The organism is Streptomyces sp. NPDC104814 (genome assembly GCF_055583185.1).
Window position 1 is genome coordinate 183,751 of sequence record NZ_JBVJOL010000007.1, and the last position, 20,219, is coordinate 203,969.

The 20,219-nt window shown below is 72.5% G+C and carries 20 protein-coding genes; 12 read left to right on the forward strand and 8 right to left on the reverse strand.

From position 1 onward, the window contains the following. The first annotated feature begins 223 nt into the window (after positions 1-223). A complete protein-coding gene (locus ACZ64A_RS23630; protein WP_469812836.1) occupies positions 224-1,246 on the forward strand; it encodes a hypothetical protein in 1,023 nt (340 codons plus the stop codon). Positions 1,247-1,285: 39 nt separating this feature from the next. On the opposite strand, the gene ACZ64A_RS23635 is transcribed toward ACZ64A_RS23630, so the two are convergent. Together ACZ64A_RS23635 and ACZ64A_RS23640 are read right to left on the reverse strand one after the other, a co-directional pair. Next, complete coding sequence (locus ACZ64A_RS23635; protein WP_469812837.1) at positions 1,286-1,696, reverse strand: (R)-mandelonitrile lyase; 411 nt, start codon at positions 1,694-1,696, stop codon at positions 1,286-1,288. A gap of 63 nt (positions 1,697-1,759) precedes the next feature. Beyond that, positions 1,760-2,776 carry a zinc-dependent alcohol dehydrogenase family protein gene (locus tag ACZ64A_RS23640; protein WP_469812838.1) on the reverse strand — a complete coding sequence of 339 codons (1,017 nt, stop codon included), beginning with the start codon at positions 2,774-2,776 and terminating at the stop codon, positions 1,760-1,762. Positions 2,777-2,943: 167 nt separating this feature from the next. On the opposite strand from ACZ64A_RS23640, the gene ACZ64A_RS23645 reads away from it, so the two are divergent. Beyond that, positions 2,944-3,834 carry a helix-turn-helix transcriptional regulator gene (locus ACZ64A_RS23645; protein ID WP_469812840.1) on the forward strand — a complete coding sequence of 297 codons (891 nt, stop codon included), beginning with the start codon at positions 2,944-2,946 and terminating at the stop codon, positions 3,832-3,834. Between the two features lie 6 nt (positions 3,835-3,840). Here the strand turns inward: ACZ64A_RS23645 and ACZ64A_RS23650 are convergent, their stop codons facing one another. Further along, positions 3,841-5,250 carry an MFS transporter gene (locus ACZ64A_RS23650; protein WP_469812841.1) on the reverse strand — a complete coding sequence of 470 codons (1,410 nt, stop codon included), beginning with the start codon at positions 5,248-5,250 and terminating at the stop codon, positions 3,841-3,843. 156 nt (positions 5,251-5,406) lie between these two features. Here ACZ64A_RS23650 and ACZ64A_RS23655 point away from each other — a divergent pair, with 156 nt between their 5' ends. The 6 genes from ACZ64A_RS23655 to ACZ64A_RS23680 all read left to right on the forward strand — a co-directional run bounded on the left by ACZ64A_RS23655 (position 5,407) and on the right by ACZ64A_RS23680 (position 11,817). Beyond that, a complete protein-coding gene (locus ACZ64A_RS23655) occupies positions 5,407-6,300 on the forward strand; it encodes a FadR/GntR family transcriptional regulator (RefSeq protein ID WP_469812842.1) in 894 nt (297 codons plus the stop codon). Positions 6,301-6,488: 188 nt separating this feature from the next. Further along, positions 6,489-7,892 carry a pyridoxal phosphate-dependent decarboxylase family protein gene (locus ACZ64A_RS23660; RefSeq protein ID WP_469812843.1) on the forward strand — a complete coding sequence of 468 codons (1,404 nt, stop codon included), beginning with the start codon at positions 6,489-6,491 and terminating at the stop codon, positions 7,890-7,892. A gap of 127 nt (positions 7,893-8,019) precedes the next feature. Next, a complete protein-coding gene (locus ACZ64A_RS23665; RefSeq protein WP_469812844.1) occupies positions 8,020-8,958 on the forward strand; it encodes an ATP-binding cassette domain-containing protein in 939 nt (312 codons plus the stop codon). Continuing rightward, complete coding sequence (locus ACZ64A_RS23670; RefSeq protein WP_469812846.1) at positions 8,955-9,812, forward strand: ABC transporter permease; 858 nt, start codon at positions 8,955-8,957, stop codon at positions 9,810-9,812. The genes ACZ64A_RS23665 and ACZ64A_RS23670 overlap by 4 nt, the downstream gene beginning before the upstream one ends. 35 nt (positions 9,813-9,847) lie before the next feature. Next, a complete protein-coding gene (locus ACZ64A_RS23675; protein WP_469812848.1) occupies positions 9,848-11,146 on the forward strand; it encodes a sensor histidine kinase in 1,299 nt (432 codons plus the stop codon). Beyond that, complete coding sequence (locus tag ACZ64A_RS23680) at positions 11,143-11,817, forward strand: response regulator (protein ID WP_469812849.1); 675 nt, start codon at positions 11,143-11,145, stop codon at positions 11,815-11,817. Before ACZ64A_RS23675 ends, ACZ64A_RS23680 begins: the two co-directional genes overlap by 4 nt. A gap of 31 nt (positions 11,818-11,848) precedes the next feature. Here ACZ64A_RS23680 and ACZ64A_RS23685 read toward each other — a convergent pair whose 3' ends face one another. From ACZ64A_RS23685 to ACZ64A_RS23695, 3 genes are all read right to left on the reverse strand, one after another. Then, positions 11,849-12,892: a bile acid:sodium symporter family protein gene (locus ACZ64A_RS23685; protein WP_469812851.1), complete on the reverse strand. Its 1,044-nt coding sequence runs from the start codon at positions 12,890-12,892 to the stop codon at positions 11,849-11,851. A gap of 214 nt (positions 12,893-13,106) precedes the next feature. Beyond that, a complete protein-coding gene (locus ACZ64A_RS23690) occupies positions 13,107-14,492 on the reverse strand; it encodes a sensor histidine kinase (RefSeq protein WP_469812852.1) in 1,386 nt (461 codons plus the stop codon). Then, positions 14,489-15,157, reverse strand: a complete 669-nt coding sequence (locus tag ACZ64A_RS23695; RefSeq protein WP_469812853.1) for a response regulator transcription factor — start codon at positions 15,155-15,157, stop codon at positions 14,489-14,491. Before ACZ64A_RS23695 ends, ACZ64A_RS23690 begins: the two co-directional genes overlap by 4 nt. Positions 15,158-15,465: 308 nt before the next feature. Between ACZ64A_RS23695 and ACZ64A_RS23700 the strand changes: the two genes are divergently transcribed. Then, positions 15,466-16,086, forward strand: a complete 621-nt coding sequence (locus tag ACZ64A_RS23700; RefSeq protein WP_469812855.1) for a TetR/AcrR family transcriptional regulator — start codon at positions 15,466-15,468, stop codon at positions 16,084-16,086. A gap of 150 nt (positions 16,087-16,236) precedes the next feature. On the opposite strand, the gene ACZ64A_RS23705 is transcribed toward ACZ64A_RS23700, so the two are convergent. Both ACZ64A_RS23705 and ACZ64A_RS23710 read right to left on the reverse strand, forming a co-directional pair. Further along, positions 16,237-16,431 carry an antitoxin gene (locus ACZ64A_RS23705; RefSeq protein WP_469812857.1) on the reverse strand — a complete coding sequence of 65 codons (195 nt, stop codon included), beginning with the start codon at positions 16,429-16,431 and terminating at the stop codon, positions 16,237-16,239. Between the two features lie 79 nt (positions 16,432-16,510). Beyond that, the gene (locus ACZ64A_RS23710) at positions 16,511-16,858 is read right to left on the reverse strand and encodes a MerR family transcriptional regulator (RefSeq protein ID WP_469812859.1); all 348 of its coding nucleotides are present in this window, start codon (positions 16,856-16,858) and stop codon (positions 16,511-16,513) included. A 512-nt stretch (positions 16,859-17,370) separates the two neighbouring features. Here ACZ64A_RS23710 and ACZ64A_RS23715 point away from each other — a divergent pair. From ACZ64A_RS23715 to ACZ64A_RS23725, 3 genes are all read left to right on the forward strand, one after another. After that, positions 17,371-18,057: an SGNH/GDSL hydrolase family protein gene (locus ACZ64A_RS23715; RefSeq protein ID WP_469812860.1), complete on the forward strand. Its 687-nt coding sequence runs from the start codon at positions 17,371-17,373 to the stop codon at positions 18,055-18,057. A 70-nt stretch (positions 18,058-18,127) separates the two neighbouring features. Further along, a complete protein-coding gene (locus ACZ64A_RS23720; protein WP_469812862.1) occupies positions 18,128-18,769 on the forward strand; it encodes a TetR/AcrR family transcriptional regulator in 642 nt (213 codons plus the stop codon). A gap of 209 nt (positions 18,770-18,978) precedes the next feature. Next, positions 18,979-20,208 carry a DUF2235 domain-containing protein gene (locus ACZ64A_RS23725; RefSeq protein ID WP_469812864.1) on the forward strand — a complete coding sequence of 410 codons (1,230 nt, stop codon included), beginning with the start codon at positions 18,979-18,981 and terminating at the stop codon, positions 20,206-20,208. The last annotated feature ends 11 nt before the right edge of the window (positions 20,209-20,219 follow it).

A 20,219-nucleotide genomic window follows, 5' to 3' on the forward strand; every position in this document is an offset into this window, starting at 1 on the left:
GTAAAGCACAGGACATGCGCGCGTGCCGTCTCCGACGGCATGGTGCAGCGCCTGTACCGCGGCGCGGCCGCGAATCCCCGCCCCGCCTCGCCGCCGGCCCGAATGCGAGGTGATCGGGCGGGCGGTCCGTCTCAGGGGGATACGGCCCGGCCGGACTGTTGCCCGGCCGGACTGTGGATCCGATGCACGGCAGGTCTGCGCCGCGCGGCGGACACTGGGCCGTATGACCCACACTCGTGCGCCCGCCGCTCCCCCACCCGGCCGCCGCACCGTGCTGGCGGCCCTCGCCGGCGTGGCGCTCGGCGCCGCGGGCTGTTCCGCCCGTACGGCCTCGGCCGCGCGCCCGCCCCAGAGATCCACGACACCGTCCTCCCCTCTCGCACACACCGGCAGCGGGGCAACGTCGCCCTCCCCCGCGCTGCCGCACACCACGCCATGGCTGCCGACGTCGGCGGAGGTGCAGCCGGCGGCGAAGCTGCGGGCCGTGCAGGTGGTGGAGGCGATCGGCGCCTGGGGCGAGGGGCAGGGCGGGACGGCCGCGGCACGGGCGCGAGTGGCCCGGCTCGGGCTGCCGGCGGCCCTCGCCGATCAGGCGGGGCCGCTCCGGCCGGCGGCGGACCAGGCGGTGCTGCAGGTCCTGGACGCGCAGTACGGCGGCATTCTGGCGCGGTCCGCCAGCGTGCTGGTGGTGTGCCGGCAGTGGATCCGGCGCGGCGGCCGGGTGATCGCCGGAGGGACGACGGTCGACGTACGGCTGACCCGGTCGGGGTCCGGATGGACGGTCGGTGCCCTCCACCCGGCGCGTCCTGGACCGGCCGCCAGGTCGCTCGCGCCCGCTGTCCGGGCCGTGCTGTCCGACGACCGGATCGCGTTGCCGCCGGCCGCGGTCGCCGACCTGCGCAGCGGTCAGGTGCACAGCAGTGTCGCGGAGGCGATGCTCGCGCTGGCGCGGACGTACCGGCTGGAGGTGAGCGTCGTGCGCTCCGGGCACCCGCTGGACGTGTTCGGCACCCGCAGGCCGAGCGACCATCCGCACGGCCGCGCCTTCGACGTATGGCGGATCGACGGTCACGCGGTCGTCGACCCGGCGACACCGCGGGGCCTGGTGGAGCGGTTCATGCGTGACGCGGCGGCGGCCGGGTCCTACAACGTCGGCGGCCCGGTCCTGCTGTCGGGCGGCGGCCCTGGTCAGTTCTTCAGCGACGCCACCCACCACGACCACGTGCACGTCGGCTTCCGCACCTGACGCCGACGCGACGGCCGGGTGGCAGTGGGCGGCCTGAGGTCAGCCGGTGGCCGGGGCCGCGGTGTACTCCTCGTCGGTGACGGGCGTCAGCCAGTGCACGACGTCGTGGTCGGCGTCGCTCTCGTTGATGGCGAGGTGGACCATCAGCCGGTCGGGCGCGGCGCCGTGCCAGTGCTCCTCGTCGGCCTCGAACAGCACCCGGTCGCCGGGCCGGATGACCTCGACGGGGCCGCCCCGGCGCCGGCACAGCCCGACCCCCTCGGTGACGAAGACGGTCTGGCTCAGCGGGTGGCGGTGCCAGTGGGTGCGTGCTCCGGGCATGAAGTGCACCAGGGCGGCGGTGACCCGGGAGGGCTCGGGCGCGGCGGCGACGGCGTCGATGTAGACATCGCCGGTGAACCAGTCGGCGGGGCCCTTGACGGTGGTGATCGAGCTTCGGGTGATCTGCACGGTCGTTTCCTTCTCGTGGGCTACGGCACGGGGCCGAGGCGTGGGTTGCCGTGGGGGGTGGGGTCAGGGCTTGAGGAGTGCCTTGACGGCGCGGCGCTCGTCCATGGCCTTGTAGCCCTCGGCGACGTCCGCCAGGGGCAGGGTGAGGTCGAAGACCTTGCCCGGGTCGATACGGCCGCTCAGCACGCGCTCGATCAGGTCCGGCAGGTAGCGGCGCACCGGAGCCGGGCCGCCCCGCAGGCCGACGTGGGAGAAGAACAGCTCCTGGCCGTCGATCGCCACCTCGTGCGGGACGCCGACGAAGCCCACGTTGCCGCCGGGGCGCGTCGACTGCAGCGCCTGCCGCATCGCCTCGGCCGTACCGACGCACTCCAGCACCGCGTCGGCGCCGATCCCGCCGGTCATCTCCTTGATCCGGGCGACGCCCTCCTCGCCGCGCTCGGCGACGATGTCGGTCGCACCGAACTCGCGCGCGAGCCGCTGACGGGACGCGTGGCGGCTCATCGCGATGATCCGCTCCGCGCCCTTCTCCTTCGCCGCGATCACCGCGCACAGCCCGACCGCGCCGTCACCGACGACCACCGCGGTCGAGCCGGGCCCGACCTGGGCCGCGTCGGCCGCGTACCAGCCGGTGCCCATCACGTCGGAGACGGCCAGCAGAGCGGGCCACAGCTCCTCCCCCGGTACCTCCGCCGTCGCCACCAGCGTCCCCTGCGCGTTCGGGATGCGCACGTACTCGGCCTGGCAGGTGCTCATGAACTCCCGGTTCAGGCAGCTGGACTGCCAGCCGGCCCGGCAGTTCGCGCACGTGTTGTCCGACGTCGCGAAGGACCCCACCACGAACTGGCCCGGCCTGACCGCGGTGACCTCGGAGCCGACCTCCTCGACGAAACCGACGTACTCATGGCCCATCGGATGGGCCGCCTCGGTCGCGTCCAGACCGCGCCAGGGCCACAGATCCGAACCGCACACACAGGTCACCGCCGTGCGGATGACCGCATCCGTCGGCTTGAGGATCTTGGGATCGTCGAGGGTCTCGAAGCGGACGTCGCCGGGGGCGTGGATCACAGCTCCGCGCATGAGGGGTCCTTACGTTCTTGGCGGGGGCCGGCCTGAGGCGGTGGCCCCCGCTCGGGAATTGCCTTCCTCTCCAGGCAATCGGTCATGGCGCCGGCCTGCCAGTCACCAGGAAGACGTGTACTGGCAGTACATCCCTCCCCGGGCGGCCAAGCCGTACGGTCGAAGGTATGGACAACCGTGAGGAGGTCCGCGAGTTCCTCACCTCGCGGCGAGCGAAGATCACCCCTGAGCAGGCCGACCTGCCCGCCGGTGCCCGGCGGCGCGTGCCGGGGCTGCGCCGCAGCGAGGTGGCGGCGCTGGCCGACATGAGCGTCGAGTACTACGCCAAACTGGAGCGCGGCAACCTCGCCGGCGCCTCCCCGGCCGTCCTCGAGGCCGTCGCCCGCGCGCTCCAGCTGGACGACGCCGAGCGCGCCCACCTCCTGCACCTGGCCCAGGCCGCCGACGGCTCCGACGTCCTCACCCGCCCCCGGCGCCGCCGCCCCGCACGGCCGTGGACCCCGCACCGCAGTCTGCAATGGACCCTCGACGCGATCACGGCGGGCCCCGCATTCGTCAGCAACGGCCGCGGGGACATCCTGGCGGCCAACCCGCTCGCCCGCGCCTTCTACGCCGACCTCCTGGCCCACACGGACAACCAGCGCAATCTGACGCGCTTCAACTTCCTTGACCCGGCTTCCCGCGACTTCTACCCCGACTGGGAGCGGTTCGCCGACATGGCCGTGGCCATGCTGCGCCGGGAAGCCGGCCGCGACCCCCACGACAAGGGCCTGCACGATCTCGTCGGGGAGCTGTCCACGCGCAGCGAGGCGTTCCGCACCCGCTGGGGCGCGCACAACGTCCGTCGGCACGGGACCGGAACCAAGCGCTTCCGCCATCCCGCTGTCGGCGATCTCACCCTCGCCTACGAGTCCCTGGACCTGGCCGCCGAACCCGGGCTCCACATGACCATCTACACCGCCGAGCCCGGCTCCGCCTCGGAGGAAGGGCTGCGGCTGCTCGCCTCGCTGGCCGCCACGGAGGACGCCGGCTCGGCAGGACTGCACGTCAACGGCTGAAGGACGTCAGGACCCGTGCGTGGGGGACACGGGGGCTCCCGTGGCCGTCTCGGAGGCGGCCGGGTGGGCCTGCGGCGCGTCGGGGGATGCCGGGGAGTCGTGTGCCGGGCGGCACGCCATCAGGCAGACGGCGCTCACGGCGGCCATGGCGGCGAAGGCGATCGCGACGGGGACCCAGCTGTTGCCGAAGGTGGAATACAGCCAGGTCGTCGCCGCGGGGGCCAGGGTGCCGAGCAGGCCGGCGGTCTGGAAGCTCATGGACAGGCCCGTGTAGCGGACGCGCGGCGTGAACCAGCCGGAGGCGAGGGTACCGAGGGAGGCGTAGGCGATGGTGCTGGCGAGCATGGGCAGGCACGTGGCGAGCCACAGCCCGGTGACCGAGCGGGTGTCCGCGAGCCAGAACATCGGGAAGGCCGCGACCAGGTGCAGCAGGACGCCGATGAGGGTGACCCGGCGCAGGCCGTAGCGGTCGGCGAACAGCGCGCTGAGCGGGGTGCACACGATGACGACGACGGAGGCCGCAGTTCCGGCGCCCGCGGCCTGGGCGTCGGTGAAGCCCAGCTCTGTGACGGCGTAGGTCGACATGAACGTGACGACGATGTAGTAGCCGCCGACGGTGATCAGGAACGCGCCCGTCGCCAGCAGCCAGGTCTTCCACGCGTGGCGCAGTACGCCCACCACGGGCGCGGTCTCCTTGGCCCGGTCGCCCGGGCCCGCGGCCTCCTCGGCTCGCCGGGCGGCCTCGAACTCGGGTGACTCGTCCATCGAGCGGCGGATGACCAGGCCCACGGCGACGAGCACCGCGGACAGCAGGAACGGGATGCGCCACGCCCAGTTCGCCAGCGCGTCGTGGCCGAGGGTGGCGACCAGGGCGAAGACGCCGGTCGACAGGAAGTAGCCGACGCCATCGCCGACCTGGGGGAAGGAGCCGAAGAACGCCTTGCGGCGGGGCGGCGCGTGCTCGACCGCGAACAGGACGGCCCCGCCCCATTCGCCGCCCACGGCCAGTGACTGGATCATGCGGATCAGCACCAGGAGCAGCGGCGCCAGGACACCGGCCTCGCTGTACGTGGGCAGCAGGCCGATGCACACGGTGGCGGCGCCCATCAGGGTCATCGACCAGATGAGCGCCTTCTTGCGGCCGTGCCGGTCGCCGATGTGCCCGAAGAGGACGGCGCCCAGGGGCCGGCCGAGGGCCCCGACGAACAGGGTCGCGAAGGACATCACGGTGCCCAGGGCCCGGTTCATCTCCGGGAAGAAGAGCTCGGGGAACACGAGGGCGGCGGCGGTGGCGTAGATGCCGAAGTCGTACCACTCGACGCTCGTGCCGATCATCGCGGCGGTGGCGATCTTCCAGGGCCCGGAGCGGCGTGGCGCCCCGGCGGCGGGGGCTGCGGTGCCCGTGGACTGGCTCATGCGTGGCTCCTTGGGGACATCGATTGGGTTCGGAGTGGACCCAAAATCGATGGGGCGACGCTAGGGCTGCCTCCATGGCCTGTCAATAGGGTTCGCGGCGATCCCAATACACTGAGTCCGACCGGGCGGAACGGAATCCAGAGGCGAGGGGCAGCCATGGGCGGGACGAGCGCGAACCGCGACGACGACGCGGGCAAGCGGAACGACGGCGCCGCCAAGCGCGGCCACGCAGCGGGCAAGCAGGACGATCGCGCGGACCAGCGCGGCCGCGACGCCCGCACACAGAACGGCAGAGCGGCCGGCGGGGCGACCGGCGGGGCCACCGCCCGGCAGGCGCCGTCGCACGCCGTCGTGGCCGAGGCCCTGCGTCAGCGGATCGCCCTTGGCGGATTCGGCCCCGGCGACAGGCTGCCCACCGAGCGCGACCTCGCGACGGTTTTCGGCGTCGGCCGCAACACGGTCCGCCAGGCCGTACGGGAACTGGCCGACGAGGGGCTCGTCGTCACCACGCTGGGGCGCTCCGGCGGCACCCGGGTGGCCGCCGCCTTTGGGGGTGGCCACGGCAGCCGGGCGGCGATCGCCGCCGGCATCCGCGCCTCCTTGCGTGACTACATGGAGTACCGCCAGGCCATCGAGCCGTTCGCGGCCCGGCTCGCGGCCGAGCGGGGCGGTGCGGCGAGCAGGCGCGGGCTCGTGGAGATGCTGGAGGCGAAGGTCGCCGACCTCGGCGAGTACCACCGGGTGGACACCCGCTTCCATCTCGGCATCGCCGAGGCGGGCGGCAACGAGGTGCTCGCCGAGGCCGTGACGCGGGCGCGCACGGAGATGTTCGTGGCCGGCAACGCGCTCTGGCTGGGTTCCGACTGGACGCCGGTGTATCCGACCGGCCGGGACTTCGGGCGCGCGTTCCGCGAGGAGCACGAGGCGATCGCCCTGGCGGTCCTGTCGGGCGACGGGGAGACCGCCGAGCGCCGGATGCGTGAGCACCTCCAGGAGTCGCACCGGCAGTTCCTGGTCCTGCTGGACCAGTTCGCCACGACCTCCGGCTGACCGGCCGCCGGGTCTTCCCCGGCGCCGCATCCCGGCGGTCGCCCACGGGGTCTCCCCCGCTGCCGCGCCCCCGCCCGTCACCGACCCCCTCACCTTTCCCACAGTTGACGACCGCTCGCGCGGAGCCCTAAGGTCCGAATTGGATCCGATACAGATCCATTAATCGCTCGTTCCGACAGGAGCCCTCCGTGCACGCTTACGACGAGGACCTCACCCAGCAGGTCATGGGCCATCTTCTCGACCGGCTCCGCCTCGACCCCCCGCCGCTGGGCCGGCTCGGCGAGCACGAGGAACTCGCCCTGGCGCTCAAGGACGCCATCGGCAGCGGGCCGCGCCGCCCGGCCGACGTACTGCGCACCTACACGGACGCGCTGGAGCCGACGATCGTCTCGTGCGATCACCCCGCCTTCCTGGCGTTCATCCCCGGGGCACCGACCAAGGCCGCCGCACTGTTCGACATGGTCCTCTCGGCCTCTTCGCTGCACGGCGTGTCCTGGCTGGAGGCGTCCGGCGCCGTCGCCGCGGAGAACCAGGTGCTGCGCCTCTTCGCCGACCTGGCCGGGATGCCGCAGGGCGCGGGCGGATGCTTCGTGAGCGGCGGTTCGGCCGGCAACCTCTCCGCGCTGGTCGTGGCCCGGGACACGGGCAGGCACCGGCGCCATCTGGAGGCGAGGGACCCGGTCAGGATCGCCGTGAGCGACCAGGTCCATTCCTCCGTCGGGAACACCCTGCGGATCATCGGCGTCGAACCGCTCGTCGTACCGACCGACGACCACCGGCTCACCGGCGCGGCCCTCGCCGCGGCACTCGACGCCGCCTCGGCCGACGGCGGCGCCCCCGTCGTCGCGGTCGTCGCCACCGCCGGCACCACCAACGCGGGCATCGTCGACGACCTCGCCGGCATCGCGGAACAGGCCCGGGCCCGCGATCTGTGGCTGCACATAGACGCCGCCTACGGCGGGGCGGCCCTGTTCGTACCGGAGCTGCGGGCACGCCTCGGCGGCATCGAGCACGCGGACTCCCTCGTCGTCGACCCGCACAAGTGGATGTTCGCGCCGTTCGACTGCGGGGCCCTGCTGTACCGGGAGCCGCACCTGGCCCGCGCCGTGCACACCCAGGACGCGTCCTATCTCGACGCCATCCACGGCGCGGACGGAGCCGACGACGACGCCGACTGGAACCCCAGCGACTACGCCTATCACCTCACCCGGCGTCCGCGCGGCCTGCCGCTGTGGTTCTCGCTCGCCGTCCACGGCACCGACGCCTACCGGGACGCGGTGGCCCGGGGCGCCGGGATCGCCCGGTTCACCGCGCGCCTCGTGGAGGCTACCGAGGGTCTTGAGCTGCTCCGGGAGCCCGAACTGACGGTCGTGCTGATCCGTCGCGCCGGGTGGCGTCCGGAGGACTACTACGCCTGGTCCAAGCGGCTCCTGGCCTCGGGCCTCGCGTTCGTCACGCCCAGCGTCTGGGAGGGCGAGACGGTCGCCCGCCTGGCGTTCCTGCACCCGGGGATCACCGAGGAGACGGTCCGTTCGATCGTCGCCTCCCTCGCCGGCGACGCCCGACGGGAGCCGGGGGCACCGCGGCCGTAGTACCGCGGTACCACCCGCCCGGCCGGGTTCACCCCCCGGTACCACCAAAACCGGCAGGTCACGGCCCTAGCGTGAGCAAGGAGGCGTCGGGCGTTGCGGGCGCCGGAGTCCGAGAGAGAGAACGCGAATGATCGAGGCACAGCAGCTCACCAAGAGGTACGGGGAGAAGACAGCCGTCGACGGTCTGGACTTCACCGTGAAGCCGGGCACGGTGACCGGATTCCTGGGACCCAACGGTGCGGGCAAGTCCACGACGATGCGCATGATCGTCGGACTGGACGCGCCGACCAGCGGCTCCGTGACGGTGAACGGGCAGCGCTACGCCCGCCACGAGGGGCCGTTGCAGGAGGTGGGCGCGCTGCTGGAGGCCAAGTCGGTCCACCCCGGCCGCTCGGCTCACAACCACCTCCGTGCCCTCGCCCTCACCCATGGCATCCCGCGCCGCCGGGTCGACGAGGTCGTCGAACTCGCCGGTCTCGGCAGCGTCGCGAAGAAGCGGGCCGGTGCCTTCTCGCTCGGCATGGGCCAGCGGCTGGGCATCGCGGCCGCCCTGCTGGGCGACCCGCAGACCGTGATGCTGGACGAGCCCGTCAACGGACTGGACCCCGAGGGCGTCCTGTGGATCCGCAACCTGCTCACCTCCCTCGCGGCCGAGGGACGCACGGTGTTCGTCTCCTCGCATCTGATGAGCGAGGTGGCGCTGGTGGCCGATCACCTGATCGTCGTGGGGCGGGGGCGGCTGCTGGCCGACACGACCGTGCAGGACCTGGTCCGCGAGGCCGGCGGCGACACCGTGCGCGTCGCGACGAACGACCCCGCGCGACTGCGGGACGTGCTGGCCGGGCCGGGCGTGGAGATCACCGGTCGCATCGGCTCGGAGGAGCTGCAGGTGACCGGCGTCCCCGCCCGGGAGATCGGCCTGAAGGCGGCCGAGCACGGCATCCCCCTGTTCGAGCTGACCACCAAGGCGGTGTCGCTCGAGGAGGCGTTCATGGAACTGACCCGGGATGCCGTGGAGTACCACGGCTCCACGACCGGCACCGAGACCTCCGGGAGCGCGGCATGAGCACCCTCACGGCAACCCCGAAGACCCCTGAGACCCCCGGGACCGCCGCGGCCGCGTCCCGGCCCGTCCACCGGGTGACCGGACGGCGCGTGCTGGCCTCGGAGTGGGCCAAGCTCTGGTCCCTGCGTTCCACCTGGATCACCCTCGGCCTGGGCCTGGTGTTCCTCGTGGCGTTCGGCGTCATCGCCGCGAGCCACTACAAGTCCAACCTCGGCTCCGGCCGTCACATGGACCGCGACTTCGCCACCGCGACCGCCGCGAGCCTGTCCCTCTTCGGCACGAACTTCGCCCAGCTCGCCCTCGGTGTGCTCGGCGTGCTGGTCACGGCGGGCGAGTACTCCACCGGCATGATCCGCTCGACGCTGGCCGCGGTGCCGCGCCGGCTGCCCGTGCTGTGGTCCAAGGCGACGGTGTACGGGCTGGTCGCGCTGGTGATCGCGACCGTGGGCGCGTTCGTCGCCTTCCTCATCGGCAGCCGGATCGTCTCCGGCACGCCCGCCGCCATGGGCCTCGGCCACGCCGGCGTCGTCCGCAGCCTGCTGGGCGCCGGGCTCTACCTCGGCCTGGTCGGCGTGATCGGGACCGCCCTGGGCGCGCTGCTGCGGTCGGTGGCCGGCGGCATCTCGGTGCTGGTGGCCGCGCTCATGCTCGTGCCCGGGCTGGTCTCCTTGCTGCCCAGCTCCTGGCAGGGCGACATCAGCCCCTACCTCCCCAGCAACGCGGGTGAGTCGATCTTCGCCCTGACCCATGACTCGACCACCTTGTCACCGGGCGCCGGGCTGCTGGTCTTCCTCGGCTGGACGGCGCTGGCGCTGGCCGGTGCGGCGTACCGGCTGCTGCGCAGCGACGTCTGAGCGGCAGTCACCCGCATCATGGTCCGGTGACCTCCATGACCACCGAAGATCTCAGCGGGATGGGACCGCTGGTCGCCCGGCTCGGCCGGGCCGGCCAGCGGTTCCGGCATGCCGACCGGGCGCGACCGTGGGTACTGGACAGCGCGGTGGTGGCCGGGGTCTTCCTGCTGTTCTGTCTGCCGGACCTGCTGCACGCGGTGGGTGTGATCGGCGGGGACGGTGACGGCGAGGGCCCGCACCGCTTCCGTGTGGTGTTCACCCGGTTGCCGGTGGCGGGCATGCTCGCCCTGCAGGCCGGGCTGGTGCTGCCGCTGCTGTGGCGCCGCCGGGCACCGGCGGTCGCCTTCGGCGCCGTCGCGGCGGTGTTCGTCCTGCAGTGGTCCCTCGGCGCCGCCCTCCGTGCGGACGTCGCCCTCTTCGTCGCCCTGTACAGCCTCGCCCTGCACGGGCGGCTGCGGCAGCTGCCCTGGGCCTGTGCCGTCGCAGCCGGTGCGCTGAGCCTGGTCGCGGCGCGGGTGTCGGGGGCGATGTCGGTCTGGGACGCGCTGTTCTTCCTGCTCAGCACGGCGACCGCGGCCCTCGCGCTCGGCATGGTGATCCGTATCCGGCGGGCGCAACTCGCCGGGCTGCGGGACCGTGCCGCGCGGCTGGAGATCGAACGCGATCAGCGCGGCCGGCTCGCCGTCGCCGCCGAGCGGGCACGAGTGGCCCGGGAGATGCACGACATCGTCGGCCACAACCTGTCCGTCATCATCACCCTCGCCGACGCCGGAGCCTATGCCGCGGGCGCCGCTCCCGAACGGGGCAAGGAGGCGCTGCATCTCATCGGGGACACCGGCCGTCAGGCTCTGGGCGAGCTGCGCCGCGTGCTCGGCGTGCTGCGCGAGGCGGACGGATCGACGGCCGAGCCCGAGCTGAGCCCGCAGCCCGGTGTCACGGACATCGACGCGCTGTGCGAGGCAGTGCGCGCCGCGGGCCTGGACGTCGTCTACCGTACGGCCGGGGACATCGACGCCCTCGACAGCGGGGTGCAGCTGACGGTGTACCGCATCGTGCAGGAGGCCCTGACGAACACCCTGAAGCATGCCGGGACCGGTGCGCGTGCGAACCTGTCGGTCGTCGTGGAGGACACGCGGCTGACCATCACCGTCCAGGACTCCGGGCCGCCTGCCCCGGCCGGTCCTCCCCGCACGGCGAACGAGGAAGGACACGGCCTGGTGGGCATGCGGGAACGAGCGGCGCTCTACGGCGGTCACGTCAGCGCGAGCCCCTCGGGCGCCGGCTGGACGGTGCGGGCCGACCTCGACCTCACCCCCCAGGACGGTGCCCGGTGACCACCGTGCTGATCGTGGACGACCAGCCGCTCCAGCGGTACGGCTTCCGCATGCTGCTGGACTCGGTGCCCGAGACGGAGGTGGTCGGCGAAGCGGGGCACGGAGCGGAGGCGGTGCGCATGGCGGCCGAGCTGCGTCCCGACGTCGTCCTCATGGACGTACGTATGCCGGGGATGGACGGCATCGAGGCCACCCGCCGGATCGTCGCCGCCGGCGACCGCTCCCGTGTCCTCGTCCTGACCACCTTCGACATCGACGAGTACGTGTACGCGGCCCTGCGCGCCGGGGCGAGCGGGTTCCTCCTCAAGGACGCCCGCCCCGACGAGCTCCTGGCGGGCATCCGCGCGGTGTCCGCCGGTGACGCCGTGATCGCCCCCACGCTCACCCGGCGCCTGCTGAAGGAGTTCGCGCGCCTCGTCCCGCCGGCCGGCGACGGCTGTGCCGAGGACCCGAGGCTGGCCTCCCTCACCGACCGCGAGCGCGAGATCCTCGTCGCCATCGGCAAGGGCTGGAGCAACAGCGAGATCGCCGGCCGTTTCGTCCTCGCCGAGTCCACGGTGAAGACCCACGTCGGCCGCGTCCTGTCCAAGATCGGCGCCCGCGACCGTATCCAGGCGGTGATCTTCGCGTACGACCACGGTCTGACGCGGCCGCAGGGGGGCTCCGGCTGAGCGCCGGCCGGGCGATCCGACGGACCTGCCCTCAAGGGGTGCGCACCACCCGGTTGGCCGCCGTCTTCTGGAGCAGGCCGTAGGCCAGGACCGGGAGCAGCAGATGCGGCTTGTCCGGGAGCACCGCGGTGATCAGCACGGCGCTGGCACTGCTGTTGTTCATGCCGCAGGCCAGGGTGAGCGAGGACGCGGCCGGTGGGTCCAGCCGCAGTATCCGGGCCGCGCACCGGCCCAGCACGAACGACAGCAGGCAGACCAGGGCCGCCACGACCAGCGCGCCGCCCAGCAGCAGGAAGCGCGGCCGGGCGACGAAGGAGCCGAGGGCACCGCTGGCGTTGACGTACGTCAGCACGAGTGAGCCGGCGAGCGCCGTGGGGACGACGACGCTCAGCACCGGGCCGAGCCGGGATTCCGGCAGCGCCAGCCGGGCGGCGATGCCGGCCGCGCACGGCAGGACCACGCTGACGAGCGTGAAGCCGCCGTCCGCGGCGCGGACGCCCACTGCGAGCGAGTCGGCGTAGCCGCCGCTGAGCAGGGGTGTCAGCAGGTGGACCACCAGCGGGGTGGACAGGGGGCTCAGCAGCGTGGAGGCGAGGACCAGGCCCACCATGGTGGGCTGGTCACCCTCGCCCTTGCCCGTCCACACGGTGGCGCCCGCCGCGACGGGCATGGCCACGATGAGGATCATCGCGGTGACCAGGCCGCTGCCGCCGTCGGTGTCCGGCGACCGGTGCAGCAGGAAGGCGACGACGGGGATGACCAGCAGCGGGATCACCAGGTGCAGGGCGAGGCCCGCGAGGAGTGCGCCCGGGCGCCGCAGCACGCGGCCGAGCGCGCGGACCGGGACCTGGAGTCCGGCCGAGAACAGCACCATCCACAGCAGGCAGGGCGCGGTGGAGACGGGCACATGGGGCAGCGGTCCGAGCGGCAGGGACCGGGGGTGGCGCAGCCACAGTCCGGGACCGGGCAGCAGCAGGGCGGCGGCGTAGGCCAGGGCGGCGGCCCGGCCCAGTCGGCGGCGCAGCCAGGCGGTGGCGCGGTCAGTGCGTGCCGGGGCGGTGGCCGGGGTGTGCAAGGCGGTCTTCTTCCGTCGCGGGGGCAGGGGCGAGACGGAAGGCCGTTATGCGGGGCCGGTGCGCGTGGATGTGCATGGCGCCATGGTGCGCCCGCCGCGGGGCCGGACGGGATGGAACGCGGCGGCGGTCAGGATCCGTTCAGGTACCGGGTGGCACGGTCGGACAGCGGATGTCGCGGCCGCCCGCGGGCAGCCGCGACACCGGCCGTGTGGGTCAGGCGGCGGGCAGGGTGACCACGAACCTCGCGCCCGGGGCGTACGCGGGGTCGTACGCCACCTCGCCGCCGGCGGCGCGGGCGAGCCGGCGGGCGAGCGGCAACCCGAGGCCGGCGCCGGCGTGCCCGTCGCTGTCGTCGGCACGTCGGCCGGGCTGGAACAGGTCGCCGACGAACGCTTGCGGCACACCGGGACCGTCGTCGACCACGTCGATCCGCACGCCGCCGGGCGTGGGGCGCGCCGTGAGGGTGACACCGGACCGGGCGTAGCGCACGGCGTTGGCGAGCAGGGGGCTGACGATGCGTTCCAGGAGAGCGGGGGCGACCCCTGCCTCCAGCAGGCCGTCTCCGTCTTCGACTGCCACTTTCACCCGGCCGCCCGGGTCGAGACGCTGGACCGTCCCGTCGAGGACGGTGACCACGTCAGCGGTTCCGGGGGCGGTGGACGGTGGGGTGAGCGCGGTGTCGCGGGCGTCGTTCAGCAGGGTGTCGCAGATCGTGTGCATCGACCGGGCGGCTTCGGCGAGCACGTCGTGGCTGGCGCGGGTCTCGGCGTCCGAGCGGGGACGGGAGCGCCACCAGTCGAGTTCCATGACGATCCGGGTGAGCGGGGTGCGCAGTTCGTGGGACAGCTCGGCGGTCAGTTGCTGTTCGTGGCGCAGGACGGTGCGGATGCGGTCCAGGAGCCCGTCCAGCGAGGCGCCCAGGCGGGCCAGTTCGACCGGGTGCCGGTCGGTGCCGAAGCGCTGGTCGGAGCCCACGGCACTCCACTGGGTGGCCTGATCGGTCATCGTCCGCACCGGACGCAGTGCCCGGCCGACGGCGAGGCGCGTGAGGACGTAGGTGCAGGCGAGCATGACGGCGTCCAGGATCAGTGACCCCAGCAGCAGGGTGTCGGCCGAAGCGCGGTAGGGGCCGAGGTCCAGCGCGGTGACCACGGTCGCGGTGGCGTGGCGTCCGGGCAGCGGCCGGGAGCACAGCCGGATCGGCCGGTCCTCCTGTGTCTCGACGGTCGTGCACGCCGCGGTGCGGGGTGCCGCCAGGCGGTCGGCGGCCCGGGTGAGCGGGCTGCCGGCGGTGGTCGACGGGGGCTTTTCGAGCAGTCGTGTGCCCTCGTAGATCCAGGCGTTGGCGTCGAGGAGACCGTCGGCGGCGGTCTCCTGTACGCGGACCCGTGGGCCGCGGGCGTCGACGGTCGTGGCCACCGCGGCGGCTCGGTCGCGCAGCTCGGCGTCCGCCTGGTGGTGCAGATGGCGGTCCACCGCCGCGTTGAACACCACCGTCAGGACGGTCACCAGCAGGGCCGCCGAGGTCAGCGCCACGAGGGAGAGCCGGCCACGCAGGGTGCGGGGCATCAGACGGTGCACGACGCGGTCGGTGTTCATGACAGGTGGTGTCCGACTCCGCGTGCCGTGCCGATCCTGAGCGTGCTGCCGGCCTCCCGCAGCTTGCGCCGCAGCCGGGTCAGGTACTGGTCGAGGGTGTTGTCGCTGACGTAGGCGCCTTCGGGCCAGCCCGCCCTGACCAGCTCTCGACGGGCCACATGCGATCCGGCCGCGGTGACGAGGGTGGCGAGGATCCGGAACTCCGTCGGGGTGAGGGAGAGAGGGGCTCCGTGCACGGTGGCCCGGTGTCCTACGGCGTCCAGGACGAGGTCGCCGGCCGTGGCGGAGGTGTGCGGTGGAGCCGGTGCCCTTCTGAGGGCGGCTCGCAGCCGGGCGGCGAGTTCGACGAGGTGGAAGGGCTTGGGCAGGTAGTCGTCGCCGCCGGCGGCGAAGCCGGACAGCCGGTCGGTGAGCCGGTGCCGGGCGGTCAGGAAGATCACGGGGGCGCCGAAGCCGTTGGCGCGCATGGCCTGGCACACGTCCCGCCCGTCGGCGTCGGGCAGCCCGACGTCGAGCACGGCCCCCGCGATGTCGGCGGTGGCCAGCCGCAGGGCCGTGGCGCCGTCGGCAGCGGGAACGCAGTCGAAGCCTTCCTCGGTCAGGCCGCGCCGCACCATGTCGCGCAGCACGTGATCGTCCTCGACGACCAGGATCTTGTGACGCATGGTTCGGCTGCGGCTCCTCGGCGGGACGGCTGGCTGGGACGACGGCGGACGAGGCGCGGGTCGTGGTCATGGGCACCCGACCCCGAGGGGTGACTACAAGGGCGTAGACGCTCAGGGCACTCTAGACGAACGGCGCGGCGCGGAGCGCGATCGTCGACCGGAAGTGGCCGGCAGCGGGCTCGGCGGCGGTAGCCACCGATCGGGGGACCCTGACTTATGCCGGATCTGTAATGATTTCTCCTAGGGTCAGGGGGACGACATGTGTATCGAGCGGAGTCGCTGTGCGTGAGCAATCGGATGACGACGGCATGACGACGGACACCCCGGACGAGGGGCTCGCACAGGCCGGTGAGGAGAAGACCCTGTGGGACATCGCGGCCGCGATGCGCAAGCTCGGTCCGCTTGCGAGCATGGCCCAGATCGCCCGTGAGGCCGGGCTCGCACCGGCGGCGCTCTACCAGCGCTTTCCCACACCTGACGTCCTGCGTGCCAGGCTGGCCGAGGCCTTCTACGACCGGCTTCTGTCCCACGCCGAGCAGATCCCCCGCCTGCCGGTCGATCAGCAGCTGGAGCGCTTCCTGCGCACCGTCGGCCTGCACCTGGCGCTCAGCCACAGCGTCCTGCCGGACGCGTTCGGGGAGATGGCCTCCCCCGCGCAACGGGAACGCATCTACGCCTTGACCGCCGACCTGCTGGAGCAGAGCAAACAGGCCGGCGCGGTGGCCGCCGACGTCGCCCTGTCCGACATCGCCGCCGCCGTGTGGGGGCTGCGAGGCGTCATCGCCACGGCCGACACGCTCGCGCCGGACGCCTGGGAACGGCACCTCGACGTCGTCGTGGCCGGCTTGCGGAACCCGCGCATCACCTTCAGCCGCCCACCGCTGGACGCCGAACTCCTGGACCGCGTGATTCACAGACCGTCGCCGTGACGACGCGCGCGTCGCCGTTCGGTTCGGATCGGCTCAACGACCCGTAGTCATGGGGGACTTCGGGCGGGGCGTGCAGTTCCGCCCCGGGAGACGAAGAGACCCCTGGCCCCCGCACGGCGCGCGTGGGGGGCCAGGGGCCGGGGTTGCGGGTCAGCGCTCTTCGGCACCGCCGCTTCCGTAGGAGCGGCGCACGGCGTCGGCGGCCTTGTCCGTCTGGGTGTCGTACTTGTTGCCGGTACGCTCGTCGACCAGCCGCTCGGCGCTCTCCACACCCTTGTCGGCCTGGTCCGGGTGGCCCTTCGCCATCTCCTTGGCCTTGTTCGCCAGGTCTCCCAGCTTGCCCATGGATACCTCCCGCGATGATGCGTGGGTCGTACCCAGCCGCAGGTACCCACGGCTGCGGCCCTCACTCCACACGAGTGCTTCAGGTCGTGGACTCCGGCTGGGGCTCGCCGGGGCGGCCGGCGCGCAGTTGCTCGTTGATGCGCTGCGCTTCTTCGAGCTGGTCCTCGAGGATGACGATGCGGCAGGCGGCCTCGATGGGGGTGCCCTCGTCGACGAGTTCGCGGGCTCGGGCGGCGATGCGCAGCTGGTAGCGGGAGTAGCGGCGGTGGCCGCCCTCGGAGCGCAGCGGGGTGATGAGGCGGTGTTCGCCGAGGGCTCGGAGGAAGGCGGGGGTCGTGCCGAGCATGTCGGCGGCCCGGCCCATGGTGTAGGCGGGATAGTCGTCGTCGTCGAGAGGACTGACGGCGCGGGTACTGCCAGGGGGCATAGACCTCTTCTTTCGAGAGACGCGTCGGGGGGCCCGGGTGCCGTACGGCACCCGGGCCCCGAGCTTTCAACACCATCTACCGGCACATCACGCCGGTCTCTTGTGTCCGCAGGGTCCGGCCGGAGGGCCGGGCTGCGGGGATCGCGGATGCGTGACCGGGGACCACCTTCCAATCCGGGGCCTGCGGTACCCGGGCGGACTGCTCCTCGCCCGGGCGATCCTGATGGCGTTCTGCTCCTTACCTTCGATTACTCGGTCGTACTGCTGGTACTGCTCGCGGCCCCACGGGCCGTTTCCTGCTTGGCCTGCGGCGCGGCAGTTACGTGTCTGCCGCGCCTCTTCGACTTCCTGAGTACACCGAAACAGTAACCGCACGACGAAGCAATGTCTACTGCCACCACGACAGATTTTCTTCAAGGACGCTCCCTGATCTTCTGTCGCACCCACATCCGGGCACGGACCAGCCCGACCTGGGCGTTGACATTACATACGGCCGACCGCACTCTTTGATTATGACGTCCAGCTCCCGCACCGAGTCCCTCACCGAGGAGACCGATCCGTTCTGCCTGGCCACGGTCGACGCCGCGGCGATGCTGTTCGACGCCCCCTGGCGGCGTTACGGCGTGATCGGCGACAGCCTCTCCGCCGGAACCGGCGACACAAGCGCCGGCTACGGAAACCGGGGCTGGCCGGACCGGTTCGCGCACATCCTGCGTCAGGTGAGGCCCGATCTGGCCTACCTGAACACGGCGGTCATCGGGGCCACGACCCTCGACGCCCTCGACCACCAGTTGGGCGCCATGAGGGACTTCGCCCCGGACCTGCTGCACATCCCGTCCGGCGCCAACGACCTTCTGCGCCGCACCCCGGACTTTGGGCGGATCGAGCGCGACCTGCGCAGGATGTACGACCGGGCGGCCGGCACCGACGCGCAGCTCACGGTGTTCACCCTGGGGCGCTCCTACGTCGTGCCGGTCTTCCCCGACTGGACGCAGCGTGTGCTCACCCTGAACGACCTCACGCGCCTCCTTGCCGACGAGTACGGCGCCGTGGTGGTCGACATGTGGGACCACCCCGTCAACTCCCGCGAGAACCTGCTCAGCGCGGATCGCATCCACTTCTCCACCTCGGGCCAGGCCGTCATGGCGAGCGAGATGGTCAGGGCGCTGGCCGCCGCCCTGGCTCGCGCCACGCCCTGACGCCGGCCGGCACGCAGAGCGGGAGCGGGCGCTCCTCTCCCGCACAACCGCAAGGGGTACGATCGACCGTATGGACACTGGGGCGCGCGCGTTCGTCACACGGGCGGACACGGTGTCGATCACCGACAAGCGTCTCCTCAAGGGGGCGCGAGCGCGGGAGACGGTCCTGCGGCGCGCCGTCGACATCGCCTCCCTCGACGGACTGGACGACGTCAGCTTCGGACGTCTCGCCACCGATACGGGCATGAGCAAGGCCGGCATCCAGACCCTCTTCCGGTCCAAGGAAGTGCTCCAGCTCGCCACCATCGACTATGCGCGCGCCATGTTCGTCGACGCGGTCGTCCGCCCTGCGCGGGAAGCGGCGCCCGGCCTCGACCGGCTGCGCTCGCTGATCGAGCACTGGATCGCGTACGCCACGACACCGCTGTTCGAAGGCGGCTGCTTCCGCGTCGCGAACATCGCCCGATTCGACAGCAAACCGGGAAGCATCCGCGACGCCCTCCTGCGCCATCAGCGGGAGTGGCTCGGCACCCTCGGTGAGGAACTGCGCACCGCCGTCGCATCCCGCGAGATCGCCGAACTCGACGTCGACCTGGCGGTCTTCCAGCTGGATTCCGTGCTCTGCGCGGCCAACACGGCTCTGCGCCTGGGAGACGAGGACGTCGTCGCCAAGGTGCGCCGCACGGTCGACGACCTCCTGAAAGCTGCCTGAACAAGGACTCGTCGGGTACGGCGACCGGGGCGGCGCCCTCGGTATGGCCCAGTCCCGCCACGGCTCATGGCCAGTCCCAACGCGGCGGCGCGGACCCGGAGTACGGGCACTCCTCAGGGGACCGCTCCCGTATGGCGAGGGCCGCCGAGTGGTGGAAGCATGGAAGTGGTGCTATCCGCCACTCCACGCTCTCGCGAGGAGGGATGGTCATGGCCAAGCGTCTGATCGTCTGCTGCGACGGCACATGGAACTTCGCCGACCAGCCCAGCAAGACGAACGTGGCCAAGGTCGCTCTTTCCGTGCGCCAGGGGTCCGCCTCCGGCAAGGAACAGCGGATCTACTACCACAGCGGAGTCGGCACACAACGCGGGGAACGGCTGCGGGGCGGGGCCTTCGGCGTGGGGCTGTCGCGGAACGTCGAGGACGCCTACCGGTTCCTCGTCGAGACGTACGAGCCCGACGACGAACTGTTCCTCCTCGGGTTCAGCCGGGGCGCGTTCACCGCACGCAGCCTCGCGGGGCTCGTGCGCAACAGCGGCATCCTGCGCCGGGAGCACACCGACCGGATGCGGGAGGCCTGGGCCCTGTACCGCGACCGGATCGAGCAACCGAACGGCGCGGCCTGCACGTTGTTCCGCCGTTCGTACGCGCACGAGACGGAGATCCGGTTCATCGGGGTGTGGGACACCGTCGGCGCGCTGGGCATCCCGGTGCCGGACATCGCCGCGCTCCAGCCGGCGGTGAACCGGTTCAACCACCGCTGGGCTTTCCACGACACCGAGTTGAGCGGGTGGGTCAACGGGGCCTTCCACGCGCTGGCCATCGATGAGAGGCGCTCGGCGTTCCGGCCGACGCTGTGGCACCAGCGGTCCGACGCCGCCCGGCACGGACAGGAGTTGAAGCAGGTCTGGTTCGCCGGGGTGCACATGGATGTCGGCGGCGGCTACCAGGAGACGGGGCTGTCCGACGTCACTCTGCTGTGGATGGTCGACCAGGCCCGGCGCTACGGGCTGGCGTTCGACGACGACGCGCTGCGCGCGTCCGGGCCGAAGGTGATGAGGCCGCAGGAGAGTGCCGGCTTCCGGGTCGAACCGAACGGCTCGGGCCCGCTGCACGAGTCCCGGAAGGGCTTCTACCTGCTGGCCAAGGACTACCACCGGCCCCTGGGCAGCGCCGTGAACGACAAGAATGAGCCCGACGGGAACGAGTTTTTGGCGGTCCCGGCCAAGGAGCGCTACGACCGCGACCCGGATTACCGGCCGCCGGAGCTCAGGCGGTACCTGACCGCTCAGGAGCGGGTGCGGCTGGAGCCCGTTCTGCTGCCGGACCTCGCGGCCGGCCTGCCGCCGATGCCGCCCGCCGCGCCCACGCCGACGCCCGCGCCGTCGGCGTCGTCGCCTGAACCGTCGCCCTCCCGGGGGGCCGACCGCGCCGACTGAGCGTCGGTGCC